Origin of the sequence: uncultured Gemella sp., from assembly GCF_963519265.1 — a bacterium.
Taxonomy (GTDB): Bacteria; Bacillota; Bacilli; order Staphylococcales; family Gemellaceae; genus Gemella.
On sequence record NZ_CAUQNQ010000032.1, the window covers coordinates 1 to 15,898 of the forward strand.

Here is a 15,898-nt window from a genome sequence, read left to right on the forward strand (position 1 = left end):
GATACTAATCCAAAGTATGCGTTAGTTGCCTTTGATAAAGGAAAACAAACGTTTAGACACCAAAGTTATGAAGCATACAAAGGTACTAGGGATAAAACTCCTAGTGAGTTAGTAGAACAATTTGGGTATGTTAGAGAGCTTCTTGATTCATATGGAATAAAGTATGAAGAGCATTTTGATTATGAAGCGGATGATATTATTGGAAGTTATGCTAAAATTGCTGAAAAAGAAGGCTTAGAAGTAATAATAGTGACTGGAGATAAAGACTTAACGCAACTAGCTAGTGAAAATATAACAATCTATTATACTAAACGTGGTGTTACAGACATAGATTATTATACGCCTGAGTTTATTGCTGAAAAATATGGATTAACTCCAGAACAAATCGTTGACATGAAAGGGCTTATGGGAGATAAGAGCGATAATATCCCAGGAATTGCTGGAGTTGGTGAAAAAACTGCGATAAAATTATTAACTGAATATAAAACTGTAGAAAATGTACTAGAAAATATTGATAATATTAGTGGTAAAAAACTAAAAGAGCGTCTAACAGAAGGACGAGAAGATGCTCTATTAAGTAAAAAATTAGCAACTATTTATACTGAAGTTCCAGTTGACAATAAGTTAGAAGATTTAACATATAGTGAGAATGTAGAACTAAAAAGAGAGTTATTTGAAAAACTTGAATTTGTTTCATTTTTAAGAAAATTATCTCAAGAAACTTCTACTGAAGAGGTGGGCGTAACTGATGAAGAGGCTGTTGCTCCTAAAAAAGAAATTAATATTGTTTTAGCAGATAAAAATACAAAAATAGATTTTACCGACAGTACTTTACATGTTGAGTGTTATACAGAAGATTATCATAACTCAGATGTAGTTGGAATAGTAGTCTATAAAGAAGGAACTGCTTATATTTTTAGTGAAGAACAATTTTTCACTAATGAGTTTGTAGTAGATTATCTTCAAAGTGAAATTTCTAAAACTGTTTATGATTTTAAAAAGATTTTATTTATAGCGAAGAGAAATGGAGTAGATATTAACGGAGAAGTTTTTGATGTGAAAATTGTATCTTATCTCCTTGATGTTAATGCAAAAACTGAAATTGATAAAATCGTCTTTAATTATCTTGGAAAAATAATAAGTAGTGATGAAGAAATATATGGCAAGGGGGCAAAACGAACTCTACCAGCTCAAGAAGTTATTAATCCGTATATAGCTGAAATTGCTGAGAGTATTTCACTTATGAAGCCATTGATGGAAGAAAAACTTGCAGAAGAAAATATGACGGACTTGTATAAAAATATAGAGATTAAAGTGGCTAAAGTGCTAGCTAATATGGAATTTGAAGGAATCCATGTCAGTAAAAAGGCTCTAGAAGAAATGAGTGCCGAGTTTGATGCAAGAATTAAAACTTTAGAAGCTAGCATATATACTTTAGCTGGTTCTGAATTCAATATAGCTTCACCTAAGCAGTTAGGGGTAGTATTATTTGAGGATCTAGGACTGCCACCGATTAAGAAAACAAAAACTGGTTATTCTACAGCTGTAGAGGTACTAGAACAACTACAACATAGTCATGAAATTATTCCACTAATTATGGAATATAGAACAATTACAAAATTAAACTCAACTTATGCAAAAGGGTTAGTAAAAGATATTACTCGTGAAGGAAAAATTCATACACGTTATGAGCAAACATTAGCTCAAACAGGGCGCTTATCGTCAGTGAATCCAAATCTTCAAAATATTCCAACGAGAATTGAAGAAGGGAAAAAAATCAGAAAAGCATTCGTTCCAGCCTCTGATGATAGAGTAATCTTATCTATTGACTATTCTCAAATAGAGCTTCGAGTATTAGCTCATATCGCACAGGACGCAGGAATGATAGATGCCTTTAAGCACGATGTAGATATTCATACTAAAACAGCTAGTGATGTTAACGGAGTTAGTCTTGATGAGGTGACTTCTTCAATGCGTCGAGAAGCTAAAGCTGTTAACTTTGGTATTGTTTATGGAATTTCTGATTTTGGTCTATCTAATAACCTTGGAATTACTAGAAAACGTGCGAAAGAATTTATTGACAAATATTTAGAAACATTCAAGGGTGTTGATAAGTATATGACTGATATCGTAGATTTTGCAAAAGAACACGGTTATGTAGAAACTTTATTCAATAGAAGAAGAGCATTACCGGATATTAATGCGAAGAATAAAATTGTAGCTAATCTAAACGCGCGTATTGCGATGAATTCACCAATTCAAGGAACTGCTGCGGATATTATAAAAATAGCTATGGTTAATGTATTCGAATATCTAGAAAAAACAAATGTAGATGCAAAATTATTATTACAAGTACATGATGAATTGATATTTGATGTAAATAAAGATATAGAAGAAGAGTTTACAAAAGAAATGATTAAAATTATGGAAAAAGCGGCTAATTTAGATGTTCAACTTAAAGCTGAAGCTAGTAGTGGAGCGTCTTGGTATGATGCAAAATAAGAAAAGATTTATATGTAAAAAATCAGAAAATTACAAATAAATAACAGTCAATTTACAGTTGAATTCTTTCAAAATAAAACATATTGCAACTTAAAAAACTTATAAAAATATTATAGATAACTTGAAAATTTCTAGAGTTATTTTTCATAGTGCTAACTTATTATCAGTATTTTGATTGTGAGTTAGCCTTTTTTTATTTTTATGAATTACAAAATATATTTACGTAATAAAGTATAATAATCTAAAAAAAATCTTAAAAATAAAAGTTTACAAACTGCCTTGATATTTGATATAATTAATAAAAACAATATTACATGTCAAATGTAAAATAACATTCTGAGGAGATGTGGTTATGAATAACAATCCATTAGTTAACGCAAGAGAGCAAATTAAAGGTGCTTGTGAAGTTTTAGGTTATAAAGAAGAAGTGTATGAATCTTTAAAAGATCCGCAAAGATTTATTGAGATTTCTATTCCTGTTAGAATGGATAATGGTGAGGTGAAATACTTTAAAGGATTCCGTTCTCAGCATAATGATGCAATTGGTCCTACAAAAGGTGGATTAAGATTTCATCCACTTGTAACAGCTGATGAAGTTAAGGCGTTATCAATTTGGATGACATTTAAATGTGCTGTTGCTAATCTACCATATGGTGGAGGTAAAGGTGGTATTATCGTAGATCCAAAAGATTTATCAAAAGGTGAATTAGAAAGATTGTCACGTGGATATATTCGCGGGTTGTACAAATATTTGGGTGAAAAACAAGATGTGCCTGCACCAGATGTTAATACTAATGGACAAATCATGTCTTGGATGATCGATGAGTTTAATGTTCTTACTGGAGAACAAGGTATAGGAACTCTAACTGGGAAACCATTAGAATTAGGTGGTTCTTTAGGTAGAACTCAAGCGACTGGATACGGTGTAGCACTTGCTGCAAAATTGGCACTAGAGAAATTAGGGAAATCTACAGAAGGTGCGAAATTTGCTGTTCAAGGTTTCGGTAACGTAGGTAGTTATACTGTTGATACAGCTGTGAAGTTTGGAGCTACTGTAGTTGCTGTAACTGAGCGTGACGATGATGGTGTTCAGTATGCTGTTTATCGTGAAGAAGGATTATCATATGCAGAGTTGCAAGAATGTAAAGATAAGAGAGTTAGATTCCATACATTACCAAATACAAAACGTTTAACTTTAGATGAATTTTGGGCTTTAGATGTGGATGTAGTGTGTCCTTGCGCATTAGAGAATGCTATCGATGAAAAAGAAGCTAATTTAATAAAAGCTACTGTTGTCTCAGAAGGAGCTAATGGACCAGCAACTTTAGCTGGAGATAAAACTCTACAAGAAAGAGGAGTCGTGGTAATTCCTGATATTCTTGCGAACAGTGGTGGTGTTACTGTATCTTACTTTGAATGGGTACAAAACTTACAAGGTTACTACTGGACAGAAGAAGAAGTTGTAGAAAAACAAGCGAGAGTTATGACAAAAGCATTTAATGATATTTGGGAAGTGAAAGAAAGATTTGCTATTCCTATGAGAAAAGCTGCTTATGTAAACTCTATAGAAAAAATTGTTAAAAACATGAAGCTAAAAGGTAAATTAAGCTAATTATAATTTAAAAGGTGAATCACTAGGAGAAATGATTTCTAGTGATTCACCTTTGCTATTTACTTGAAAGAACTTCGAGTATATAATCATCGAATTGATGTTGGAATATTTTTTTATAATCTAAAAATTTGTAATGTTGAATTTCTACATTTTGTAGAGTATCTAAAAGTTTGAGTTGAGTTTCAATTGGAGTTTTAGGATCTAGGTATGAAAGTCCATAATGTACTTTTTGAGTTATAGAATTACTGAAATTTAGTACATCTATTGAATTTAGTGTGTCATATAGATAATCTATCTTGTCAGAAAAATCACTTTCAAACTTATAAATATTTTTGAAAAAAGGATTCTTTTTATTTTTGATATATGTGTTTTTAATATCGCAAAGTGAACAGTCTGAGATGAATATTTCTTTAACAGAACTGTAATAACTTGCACAAACTATGCTAATAGCAGCCCCTTGACCTAGTCCAGTTACTAGAATTTCTTTATTCGGGAAGAGCTTTTCTATAATACTTATAGTATCTAGGGCATCTTGATAAGCTAGATTAAAATATGGTGTGGATGAAGAACTATTCAAAAATGGGAAATGAGAACAAGGAGTGTTATTCTCGCTATTACCTGCTTGCCCTCGAATATGTAGTGAGGCTAAAGCATAGTCTAACATACTGTATTTTGTTAAATTCAAATAATCTTTATTTTTCACTTTGAATTCTGGGAAGTCGACGATGACGCCTTTAACGTTTGACTTAGGTATAGCTAAATCTACTTCTATTCGCGAATCATCTGTTCCCTCAAAAATTATTTTTTTGTATTGAACAAATGGGTGTGGTATATCAATTATATTTTCTTTATATACTAGTTTTCTATTTTTTTCTAAATTCATAATGCACTCCTATTCAACTTCTAATAAAAACTTAACTATTTCATCATTGAAGTTTGGAATATTTTCGTGATAATATTTTTTATATAAGTACAGTTTTTTCTGGCTTTTGATACTATCATATATTTTTTCTTGGGTTTCTTTAGGGCAATCTTCGTCTAAATTTGGAATACCGAATAATACTTTACACTTTAAAAGTTTAGCAAAATTTAATGTATCAATGTAGTAAAGGTTATTCAAGAAAGTATCGGTATTTTGTCCTCTTGTATTAAACCATCTTGCGTGATGAGTGAATTCTGAATATGCATTATTTCTATTGTCTTTTTCATAATTATTTTGAAAATCTGCCAAGAATGGATATAAACTTATGCATTTCGTTACATTTTTATTTAATGCTGAAAATATTATAGAATATGCTCCGCCTTGAGATGCTCCATAGGTAACTATATTTTTTGAATCTACTTCATCAAATGAGTTAACTATTTTAGAAAGAATGAGTGTATCTAGAATATTTTTATAAAAAATCATATTTTCTATATTTTCATCAAGTCCTACTGTTAGATGTCCAAAAACTGAGGGTGCAGAATTACCTGAATCTTTACTTTTACCGCCTTGATTTCTAAAATCTATTGCGACGACATCATAGCCAAGAGAAGCAAATGTAGATTTTTCTAACCAGTTTCTACTTGATGCAGGATATCCATGAAAATAAAAAAGTACGGATATATCTTTATTCGGATATAATTTTCTATACTGCATATTTTTTATGTATTTTGCATAAATATTAGAATTATCATAGCTAGTGAAAGTTAAATCATAAAATTCTATATTCTCAAATTTAGAAAATGGAGTTTTTTTTAGGGTGTATTGGGGCTGAATAGTTTTTATTAATTTAAGCTTTTCTGTCCAAAATTTTTGAAAATTTTCCATGGTGCACCTCGATTTAACGTTTTCATTCATTTATATACTATCATTCGTATTAAAAAAATTCCAATATTTTGAATTGTAATATTTATTAGTTTTTCTAATCTGAAAAATCGAAGGATACTATAATAATTGAAAAAAAAGTTTATATGTAGTAAAATTATTAATTAATGACTAAAAAATATAAGGAAAGAGGTTAAATTAGAACCATATGGATCTCAGTATCTTAATTAAAATATTAATAATTGTATTATTACTTATTGCTTCGGCGATATTTGTAATGTTTGAATTTGCACTTGTTAAACTTAGGCCAACAAGGGTGAATGAATTAGTAGAATCAGGAAATAAAACTGCAAAAATATTAGTTACGATGGTAGAACAATTAGATCACTACTTATCTGCGACACAGCTAGGTATTACAATTGTTTCTCTTGGATTAGGTTGGATAGGGGAATCAACATTCCATTCTCTATTTAATCCTATTTTTGAATTGTTAAATTTAAATGAAACTGTTACGCATACCATTTCATTAGTGGTGTCATTCGGATTTATGACATTATTACATGTGGTTTTAGGGGAATTAGTTCCTAAAACTATAGCGATTCAATCTGCAGAAAAAACGTGTTTACGAGTGGCTTGGCCAATGTATATGTTCGATAAAGTTATGAGACCGCTAGTGTGGTTACTTAACTCATTAGCTAATCTTATAGCGAAAATGTTTGGATTCGAACCTGCTTCTGAACATGATGATATTCATAGTGAACAAGAACTTAGAACGATTATGAAATCTTCAAGACTACACGGTCAAATTAATGATGTAGAATACCGCTATGTAGAAAGAGTGTTTGAGTTTGATAATAAAATTGCTAAAGAAATTATGACGCCTAGAACAGAGGTTGAGGCAATTGATATGAGTGATTCTCTAGGGATAATAATGAGACAATTAAAACAAGAAGAATACACAAGATATCCGGTAATTGAAGATGGCGATAAAGATAAAATTCTAGGTATATTAAATGTTAAGAAGTTATTGTTCACAGATAAACCTATAGAAACTACTAAAGATTTAGAAGAATATATTACACCAGCTATAAAAATCTTTGAACATACGCCTATTTCTCAAGTTTTAGCAACTATTAAGCAAAATAGAGAACATATGATTGTTATAACAGATGAATATGGAGGAACTAGTGGTGTAGTTACACTTGAGGATATAGTTGAGGAGATTACTGGAGAAATTCGAGATGAGTTCGATGAAGATGAACAGAGTTTAGTTAAAAAATTAAAAAATGGACATTATCTAATTGATGGTTGGGTCCCAATTCAAGATGTGAATGCACTGTTTCATGTACATCTACCTCATGAAGAAGTGGATACTATTGGGGCTTATGTATATTTAGAAAAATACGAAGCAAAAGTAGGAGCGGTTTATTCTATAGATAAACTAACGTTTGTAGTTAGAAAAGTAGAAGAAAATCAAATACGAACTTTAGAAGTTTGGAAAGAAAAATAAGAGAAATTTGAAGAAATGGCGGTGAAACGCTATTTCTTCTTTTTATATATGATGCAATAAATTACTGTTGTAGCTAAAATGAACTTAAAAATTGCTAGTTTATCTTTACTATTCCGAACAATAGTGGTATTATATACATATAATATACGAATAAAATATGTTGAGTGTATATAGTGAAGAGAAAGCTATGTGCATGTAAGGAGTATAAAATGAAGTTAAAGAGAAGTGAAAGAATAGTTGTAATGACGGAGTATTTATTAAATAATCCTAATAAATTAATTCCGTTGACGTATTTCGTTTCAAAATTCAATCAAGCTAAGTCTTCTATAAGTGAAGATATACACATAATAAAAAATGGTTTTAAAGAAGAAAATATTGGAGAGGTTAAAACGCTAGCGGGAGTAAGTGGTGGTGTAATCTTTATACCTACTTTAGTGGAAGAAGATGCTAAAGCTATTCTTAATGATTTTATGACTAAAATAAATGGTGGAAATCGCCTATTAGCGGGTGGATATATCTTTATGTCTGATATAATAGGGGATCCTAGTTTGATGAATAAGCTAGGACGCGTGGTTGCTACAGTTTATAAAAATAAAGAGATAGATGCTGTAGTTACAGTTGCTACAAAAGGTATTCCGGTTGCTTATGCGATAGCGTCAATATTGAATAAACCAGTAATCATTATAAGACGAGATAATAAAGTAACTGAGGGAACTACTGTTGCAATTAACTATGTTTCAGGTTCTACTAAGAAAATAGAAACGATGATTCTTTCTAAAAGAAGTTTAAATACAGGATCAAAAGTACTACTAGTGGATGATTTCATGCGTGGAGGAGGAGTCCTAACAGGTATGGAAAGCTTAATGAGTGAATTTGATGTTGATGTTGTTGGAAAAGTTATAATTACACAGTGTTTTGATTCGCCAAGAGAACATGAAGATGATTATTTATACTTGTCTAAGATAGAAAATATCGACGAATTTAATGGAACATTTGATGTTAAATTAGGGAATGTTTTAGAAAAATTACGCCAAGTAGAAAAAGAGGATATTGGAAATGAGTAATAATAGATATGCAGTTATATTAGCGGCTGGAAAAGGAACTAGAATGCAGTCGAAGTTATATAAGGTATTACACAAAGTTTGTGACAGAACAATGGTTGAACTAGTATTAGATAGCCTTAGTGATTTAGAGATGCAAGAAGTAATTACCGTAGTTGGTCACGGAGCAGAAAGAGTTAAAGAAGTCTTAGGAGATAGAACTAAGTTTGTTCTACAGGCAGAACAACTAGGAACAGCTCATGCTGTTAAAGTTGCTAAAGATGAACTTAAAGATAAAGAAGGTACGACTATAGTAATGTATGGAGATACTCCACTAATTCGTCCTGAAACTATCAATAGTATGCTAGATCACCACGAGAACACAAATGCTAAAGCTACGGTATTGACAGCAATAGCTGATGACCCATTTGCATATGGTCGTATAATTCGTGATGTTAATGGGAAATTAGTGAAGATAGTTGAAGAAAAAGATGCAACAGAACAAGAGAAAAAAATAAAAGAAATTAACTCTGGAATCTACTGTTTCGATAATAAACTTTTATTTGAAATGTTAGAAAAAGTTAAAAACGATAACAAACAAGGTGAGTATTATTTACCGGATGTACTTGGTTTGATTCGTGAACAAAAAGAAATAATTGAGACATATTTATGTGAAGATTTCGATGAAACTTTTGGGGTGAATGACAGAGTGGCGTTAGCTTATGCCGAAAATGTTATGAGAAACAGAATTAATACTAAACATATGCTAGCAGGAGTAACATTGGTAGATCCAACTAATACATATATTGCACCAAATGCAATTATTGGTCGTGATACGACAATTTATCCAAATGTTACTATAAAATCAAACACGGTAATCGGCGAAGATTGTCAAATTAAACCAAACTCATATTTAGAAAATGTAAAACTAGGAAATGGTGTCAAAGTATTGTCTTCAACAATTAGTGATTCAAAAATAGGAGATTTTACTAGTGTAGGTCCATATGCGCATATTAGAAATAACTGTGAGTTAGGTGAACATGTTAGAGTTGGGAATTTTGTAGAGTTGAAAAATACAACTTATGGAGATGGTTCTAAAACTGCACATTTAAGTTATTTAGGTGATACAGAAGTAGGCAATAATACAAATATTGGATGTGGAACAATCACAGTAAACTATGATGGTAAAAATAAATATCGTACAAAAATAGGAAATGATGCATTTATAGGATGTAACTCTAATTTAATAGCTCCTTTAGAAATTGGAGACGGTGCGGTAGTTGCAGCTGGAACGACAGTTACAGAAAATGCGCCAGATGATACACTAGTAATAGCTCGAGTAAAACAAGAAAATAAAATGGGTTATGCTAAAAAAATGCCAGCAGGTAGAAAATCGTAAAATATTATAGTTAGATTTAGAGATTGTTGTTATAGTAAAAATAATGAAATTTAACTGTACTAGTCGGATATTAAAAAAATTTTTAATTTTATACAATATCGAGAAAATACATGAATAATACTGAAGGAAGCATGAAAGATGGTTTAAATAACTTGTCTTTCATGTTTTTTTATCTTGAAATAGTTTTCTAAAAAGTATATAATTACATATGAAAAGGATGTGTTACAAATATAGTGTTTGTATTATAATAAAAATGTAAGGAGGAAAAATCATGAAATCAAAACACCAAAAAATATTAGAATATATTAAAAGTCTACCAATCGGAAGCAAAATATCAGTTCGTCAAGTGGCTAAAGAGCTAAAAGTAAGTGAAGGGACAGCTTATCGAGCTATAAAAGAGTCGGAAAATCGTGGTTTTGTTTCTTCTATTGAACGAGTAGGTACGGTAAGGATTCAGAAGAAAGAACGAGACAATGTGGAAAAATTATCATATTCTGAGATTGTAAATATAGTTAGTGGACAGCTGATTGCAGGACGTGGAGGAGTTCATGAGATAGTTCAAGATTTTGCGATTGGAGCTATGGATTCTGAACAAGTTGGGCAACATATTAGAAAAGGTACATTATTAATAATAGGAAATCGTCCAAAAATCATAGAAATGTCATTGGAAAAAGGATGTGCAATCTTAGTAACGGGTGGTTATGTTCCAAATGATTCAATTAGAGCATTGGCGGATAGTAAGAACTTACCTTTAATTATTACACCACATGACACTTTCTCGGTTACTCATTTAATAAATAGGGTAACAAACGACCAAATAATTAAAAGAGATATAATTACTGTTGAAAGTATTTATATAAAAACTGAAAAATTATATACTATTAATTTAAATAATACGGTAAAAGATTGGTATGACCTTCAATTAGAAGTAGGACACACTAGATATCCTGTTGTTAATGAATATGGAAAATTAGTTGGTATAATTGCAGCATGTGATGTATTTTTACAAGATAAGGATGCGTTAATTAAAGAAGTCATGGAAAGAAAAGTTGCGACTACTACTTTAGATACTCCAATATCTTCTGTAGCGAATACTATGCTATCAGAAGGTTATGAGCTTATGCCTGTAATTGATTCTAAAAATACATTATTAGGAATAGTAACAAGAAAAATTGTTATAAATTCACTATTAACTAATAATAGATTCCAAGATGGAAATAATAATGATACATTCGATGAAATTATGCGTAAAGGAATAGTACCTAGAGCAGATGGGCTGCAGGTTAAAGTTATACCTCAAATGTTAGATCAATTTGGTACTTTTTCTAGTTCGGCACTATTGAGTATTATTGATGAATCTATTCATATTACAAGTTATAACTACAATAGAAGTGAGGTTCTAATGCAAAATGTATCTCTTTATTTCTTAAAATCAGTTCCTTTGGATAGAACAATAACTACAAAAGTAAATATCTTGGATATTGGTCGAAAAACTGCTAAATTTGATGTAGAAGTTTATGATAAGACGGAATTAGTGGCAAAAGCTATGGTAACATGTCAAGTATTCCAGAGAAATTAGAGAAAGAAGAAGTTAAATGGATATATACGAAAATTTATATGAGGAAATTTTTCAAAAAATAAAAGAAAATGATAAAATTATAATTCATAGACATGAAAGACCTGATCCAGATGCTTACGGATCTCAGGGCGCTATGTATCAACTTATCACAGAAAATTTCCCAGAAAAAACAGTAATAACAGTAGGTAAAGACTCACCATCCTTAGATTTTTTATTTAAAAATTCAGAAGTAACAGAAGAAGACTATAAGGATGCTCTTGTTATAGTAACTGATACAGCAAACTTCCCTAGAATAGATGGAAAACTATTTACTAAAAACAACTTTCTTATAAAAATAGATCATCATCCGCCTTTAGATAATTATGGAGGGATTAATTTAGTAAATACAGATGTTTCGTCTTGTAGCGAATTAATATATAATTTTTATGAGTATTTAAATAAAAATTATGATATTAAATTGAATGATGAAGCTGCTAAATTATTATACCTAGGTATAGTAGGAGATACGGGAAGATTTTTATTCCCGAATACTTCTAACGACACACTAAGAGTTGCTTCAGAATTAATTAAATATGATTTTAATATGAGTAAACTGTTAGATAAGATGGAGATTATTAGTGAAAACATTATGCGTTTTAGAGCGTTTATTTTTGAAAATTATGACGTCTATCAAGATGGAGTTGCATATCTTAAAATTACTAAAGAAGATATGGATAAATATGGAGTAGATCCTGGCGAAGTTTCAACAGGGGTCAACTTACTTAGAAGTCTAAAAGATTTATATGCATGGTGTTTTGCTATTGATGAAGGTAACAAGGTTCGTGTGCGTATACGTTCTAAAGGTCCTGTAATTAATACTCTTGCGGAAAAATATGCAGGTGGGGGTCATCCTTTAGCGAGCGGAGCAACGGTGAAAAACTGGGAAGAATTAGATGATTTATTAGATGATATGGCTCGAGTAGTGGCAGAATATCTTAGAGAAAATAATATCAAAATAGAAAATTAATATTATATTTTCAGAATTTTTTCTAAAATATTGTTAATAATTTTCCTTGACAAGTCTAACGCTATAGTGATATACTTATTAGAAATTAATAAAAACCAATACTCGTATAAGTAATAGGCGGAATATTTAAAGAGAGTACCGTGGCTGAGAAGGTATATTAGGAAGTTTATGAAGATGGTTCGAGTGGTTAATAAGGTAAACATAAATTGTAAACTTTGTTCGGTGATCCACGTTATAGGATAGACTATGTTAGTAGTTGTAATAAGTAAAATGTAAGGTGGTACCGCGTAAAACGCCCTTATTCTGAAATTCAGAGTAAGGGTGTTTTTTTATTTTCAAAAAGAGAAAGGAGATAGACATGATTGAATTAAAAAAAGTTAATAAGATATATAATAATAAAGTTCATGCTCTAAAAGATATTAATTTAAAGGTTGAAAAAGGTGACATTTATGGAATAATCGGTTATTCTGGAGCTGGTAAAAGTACGTTAGTAAGGCTGTTAAACGGACTTGAAGTAGCAACAGATGGAGAGGTAATCATCGATGGTGATGATTTCAATAAAATAACTGAAGAACAACGTCGTTTAAAACGTCAAAGAATAGGGATGATTTTCCAACACTTTAACTTACTGTGGAGTAGAACAGTTGCAGAGAACATTGCATTCCCATTAGAAATTCTAGGAAAGTCAAAAGCTGAAATTAAAGAAAGAGTAGAAGAATTAGCTAAATTAGTAGGTTTAGAAGACAGATTAAATGCTTATCCATCTCAACTTTCTGGTGGTCAAAAGCAAAGGGTAGGTATTGCTCGTGCGTTAGCTGGGAATCCTTCAATCTTACTTTGTGATGAGGCTACGAGTGCTCTTGACCCAGAGACAACTGCGGAAGTTTTAAACTTAATAAAAGAAATTCACAGAAAAACTAATATCACAGTTGTTCTTATCACTCACGAAATGAATGTTATTAAGACGATTTGTACAAAAGTTGCTGTTATAGATGGTGGAACAATTGCAGAAGATGGATTAGTTTCAGAAGTATTCTATCACCCAACTCAAGAAGTTACTAAGAAATTCTTGGCTCAAACTTCATTTGCTTCAGAGTTTGAAGAGAGAGAGAATATTGAGGAGTGGAAAAAAATATTCACTGAAGGAGTTATTATTAAATTTACATTTGATAATAATACATCGAAAAAACCGATTCTTAGCACTTTAGTACGAGAAATAGATTTTGACTTTACAATAATTAATGGACATATCGATAAAACTGCAGATGCCAATATTGGTACACTATTTGTTCAGTTAATTGGAACTAAAGAAAATACAGATAAAGCAATATCTAGATTAAATGAACTAGGTATTTTAACGGAGGTGTTATAATGTTTGATTTTTCAAGAGTTAATTGGGATAAAGTACAAGATAAAACAATAGAAACACTTATTATGACTTTTGAGTCACTTATTGCAGTGTTTTTAATTGGTTTGTTTTTAGGGTTATTATTATACTTAACATCTAATAGTAAGAGTGCGTTTGGACGTGGATTTTACACTGTTGTTACGGCGATAGTTAATATTTTCCGTGCGATTCCATTTATTATCTTAATTGTATTATTAATTCCGTTTACTAAGTTTTTAATTGGTACAATTATTGGTGTTCAAGCTGCTATCCCTGCACTTATTATTTCAGCAGCGCCATTCTACGCTCGTTTAGTAGAAATTGGTCTTCGTGAAGTAGATAAAGGTGTAATTGAGGCAGCTCGTGCAATGGGAGCTAAAAATTCGACTATTATCTTAAAAGTTTTAATTCCAGAAAGTTTACCAGCGATAATTTCAGGATTAACTGTTACTGCAATTGCTTTAGTTGGGTCAACAGCTATGGCGGGTGTTATCGGAGCTGGGGGATTAGGTAACTTAGCATACTTAGACGGATTCCAACGTAACAACAGTACTTTAACATTTGTTGCAACAGTATTAATCTTAATTATCGTATTCGCTGTGCAGATTCTTGGTGATACAATTGTTAAGAAAGTAGATAAAAGATAAATATGAAGAAGGGGCTGACCCAAAAGTCCTAAATTTTAACAAAGTGTATATGATAATTCATAGACGCAGTGGTTTATTGACATCTAAATTCGCTTTATAAAAGCTTTTTAGATATCTAATAAACTGTGCGGGGGTGACTCTAAAAAATCGATTTCTCCGAAATCACGATTTTTGAGTCACTCCCTTTTTTGTTTATAAATAAAAAAACATGATTATAAACAAATAATGGACGATTTTATAAATTATTATGTCTGGAAATTATAAAATATTAATGTTTTACGAATAATTGACACCAAAATAGGTTAAAAAAACTTGAAAATGTGGTAAAATAATAAAGACTGTTTAAATCAAGAAATTTATAAAATAAAAAGATAAGGAGTTAAATTTATGGTTATTCAATGGTTTCCAGGTCATATGGCCAAGGCGACAAGAGAAGTAAAAGAAAAGCTAAAACTGGTAGATATAGTTTTCGAATTAGTAGATGCACGTTGCCCACTTTCTTCACATAATATGTACCTAGATGAAGTTGTTAAAGATAAGAAGAAAATAATTATATTTAATAAAATTGATCTATGTGATAGAGCTGAGACAGCAAAGTGGAAAAGTTATTTTGAAAATAAAGGATATACAGTAGTTTATACTGATGCAAAAAATAGTAATAATTTGAATAAAGTAATAGATAAGGCGAAAGAAGAACTTGCAGAAAAAATTGCACGTCAAGTAGCTAAAGGAATTAAACCAAGAGCAATTAGATCTATGGTAATAGGTGTTCCGAACGTTGGAAAATCTACATTTATTAATAAACTTATTAAGAAAAATGTCGCTAATACAGCTAATAAACCAGGTGTTACTAAGAAACAACAATGGTTGAAATTAAATAAAGACATAGAATTATTAGATACACCGGGAATTCTTATGCCCAAGTTCGATAATCAAGAGATTGGTAAGAAATTAAGTCTAATTGGATCAATAAAGGATGATATTACGCCACTAGATGATGTAAGTTTATATTTAATAGAACTTTTAAAACAAAGTTATTTAGAGAATTTAAATAATCTTTATAAAATAAATGTTACAAGTGAAGATGAAAATGTGTTTATTATGGAAAAAGTAGCTGAAAAGAGATTTAAAAAAATCGGCGGAGATTATGATTATGATTCAACTATTAAGCTATTAATTCAAGATTTTAGAACACAAAAATTTGGGCTTATTACATTAGATAATTATAGTGGTTTATTAGAAAATGAGGAACAAAATGAAAATTAGTGAGGTAAAAGAACTCTTAAATCAAGAAATTATTTCCGAGGAAATATTAAGTGAGCTAAAAAAAGATGAAAGATTGGGAGTTCAGAAACTACTACTAAGTTATGCTAAGAAGCAAGAGAAAAAACTTTTTTATAAAAAAGAGT

General features: G+C 30.7%; 12 protein-coding genes. 10 read left to right on the forward strand and 2 right to left on the reverse strand.

Annotation, left to right across the window (positions count from 1 at the left end; all coding sequences use genetic code 11):
• Together polA and RWN11_RS04780 are read left to right on the forward strand one after the other, a co-directional pair.
• Positions 1–2,502, forward strand: a 2,502-nt coding sequence (gene polA / locus RWN11_RS04775) for a DNA polymerase I (protein WP_314160643.1), incomplete at its 5' end; no start/stop codon positions are given.
• Between the two features lie 352 nt (positions 2,503–2,854).
• Complete coding sequence (locus RWN11_RS04780; RefSeq protein ID WP_314160644.1) at positions 2,855–4,114, forward strand: Glu/Leu/Phe/Val dehydrogenase; 1,260 nt, start codon at positions 2,855–2,857, stop codon at positions 4,112–4,114.
• A 55-nt stretch (positions 4,115–4,169) separates the two neighbouring features.
• Here the strand turns inward: RWN11_RS04780 and RWN11_RS04785 are convergent, their stop codons facing one another.
• Together RWN11_RS04785 and RWN11_RS04790 are read right to left on the reverse strand one after the other, a co-directional pair.
• Positions 4,170–4,997, reverse strand: a complete 828-nt coding sequence (locus RWN11_RS04785; RefSeq protein WP_314160645.1) for an acetylxylan esterase — start codon at positions 4,995–4,997, stop codon at positions 4,170–4,172.
• Between the two features lie 9 nt (positions 4,998–5,006).
• The gene (locus RWN11_RS04790) at positions 5,007–5,924 is read right to left on the reverse strand and encodes an alpha/beta fold hydrolase (protein WP_314160646.1); all 918 of its coding nucleotides are present in this window, start codon (positions 5,922–5,924) and stop codon (positions 5,007–5,009) included.
• A gap of 205 nt (positions 5,925–6,129) precedes the next feature.
• On the opposite strand from RWN11_RS04790, the gene RWN11_RS04795 reads away from it, so the two are divergent.
• The 8 genes from RWN11_RS04795 to ylqF all read left to right on the forward strand — a co-directional run bounded on the left by RWN11_RS04795 (position 6,130) and on the right by ylqF (position 15,755).
• Entirely contained in the window at positions 6,130–7,431 is a 1,302-nt protein-coding gene (locus tag RWN11_RS04795; protein ID WP_314160647.1) for a hemolysin family protein, read from the forward strand.
• A 209-nt stretch (positions 7,432–7,640) separates the two neighbouring features.
• Positions 7,641–8,495, forward strand: a complete 855-nt coding sequence (gene purR / locus RWN11_RS04800) for a pur operon repressor (protein WP_314160648.1) — start codon at positions 7,641–7,643, stop codon at positions 8,493–8,495.
• A complete protein-coding gene (gene glmU / locus RWN11_RS04805; RefSeq protein WP_314160649.1) occupies positions 8,488–9,870 on the forward strand; it encodes a bifunctional UDP-N-acetylglucosamine diphosphorylase/glucosamine-1-phosphate N-acetyltransferase GlmU in 1,383 nt (460 codons plus the stop codon). The genes purR and glmU overlap by 8 nt, the downstream gene beginning before the upstream one ends.
• 271 nt (positions 9,871–10,141) lie before the next feature.
• Positions 10,142–11,449, forward strand: coding sequence for a DRTGG domain-containing protein (locus RWN11_RS04810; protein WP_314160650.1), 1,308 nt, complete (start codon positions 10,142–10,144; stop codon positions 11,447–11,449).
• Positions 11,450–11,465: 16 nt separating this feature from the next.
• Positions 11,466–12,455 carry a bifunctional oligoribonuclease/PAP phosphatase NrnA gene (locus RWN11_RS04815; protein ID WP_314160651.1) on the forward strand — a complete coding sequence of 330 codons (990 nt, stop codon included), beginning with the start codon at positions 11,466–11,468 and terminating at the stop codon, positions 12,453–12,455.
• Between the two features lie 358 nt (positions 12,456–12,813).
• Positions 12,814–13,827: an ATP-binding cassette domain-containing protein gene (locus RWN11_RS04820; protein ID WP_314160652.1), complete on the forward strand. Its 1,014-nt coding sequence runs from the start codon at positions 12,814–12,816 to the stop codon at positions 13,825–13,827.
• Complete coding sequence (locus RWN11_RS04825) at positions 13,827–14,489, forward strand: methionine ABC transporter permease (RefSeq protein ID WP_314160653.1); 663 nt, start codon at positions 13,827–13,829, stop codon at positions 14,487–14,489. Before RWN11_RS04820 ends, RWN11_RS04825 begins: the two co-directional genes overlap by 1 nt.
• Positions 14,490–14,876: 387 nt before the next feature.
• Positions 14,877–15,755, forward strand: a complete 879-nt coding sequence (gene ylqF, locus RWN11_RS04830) for a ribosome biogenesis GTPase YlqF (RefSeq protein ID WP_314160654.1) — start codon at positions 14,877–14,879, stop codon at positions 15,753–15,755.
• Positions 15,756–15,898 lie beyond the last annotated feature (143 nt).

Excerpts from the sequence above, each read along its gene's own strand:
- RWN11_RS04780 (WP_314160644.1), top strand. The coding sequence starts at position 2,855 with ATGAATAACAATCCATTAGTTAACGCAAGAGAGCAAATTAAAGGTGCT.
- RWN11_RS04785 (WP_314160645.1), bottom strand. The coding sequence starts at position 4,997 with ATGAATTTAGAAAAAAATAGAAAACTAGTATATAAAGAAAATATAATT.
- RWN11_RS04790 (WP_314160646.1), bottom strand. The coding sequence starts at position 5,924 with ATGGAAAATTTTCAAAAATTTTGGACAGAAAAGCTTAAATTAATAAAA.
- RWN11_RS04795 (WP_314160647.1), top strand. The coding sequence starts at position 6,130 with ATGGATCTCAGTATCTTAATTAAAATATTAATAATTGTATTATTACTT.
- purR (WP_314160648.1), top strand. The coding sequence starts at position 7,641 with ATGAAGTTAAAGAGAAGTGAAAGAATAGTTGTAATGACGGAGTATTTA.
- glmU (WP_314160649.1), top strand. The coding sequence starts at position 8,488 with ATGAGTAATAATAGATATGCAGTTATATTAGCGGCTGGAAAAGGAACT.
- RWN11_RS04810 (WP_314160650.1), top strand. The coding sequence starts at position 10,142 with ATGAAATCAAAACACCAAAAAATATTAGAATATATTAAAAGTCTACCA.
- RWN11_RS04815 (WP_314160651.1), top strand. The coding sequence starts at position 11,466 with ATGGATATATACGAAAATTTATATGAGGAAATTTTTCAAAAAATAAAA.
- RWN11_RS04820 (WP_314160652.1), top strand. The coding sequence starts at position 12,814 with ATGATTGAATTAAAAAAAGTTAATAAGATATATAATAATAAAGTTCAT.
- RWN11_RS04825 (WP_314160653.1), top strand. The coding sequence starts at position 13,827 with ATGTTTGATTTTTCAAGAGTTAATTGGGATAAAGTACAAGATAAAACA.
- ylqF (WP_314160654.1), top strand. The coding sequence starts at position 14,877 with ATGGTTATTCAATGGTTTCCAGGTCATATGGCCAAGGCGACAAGAGAA.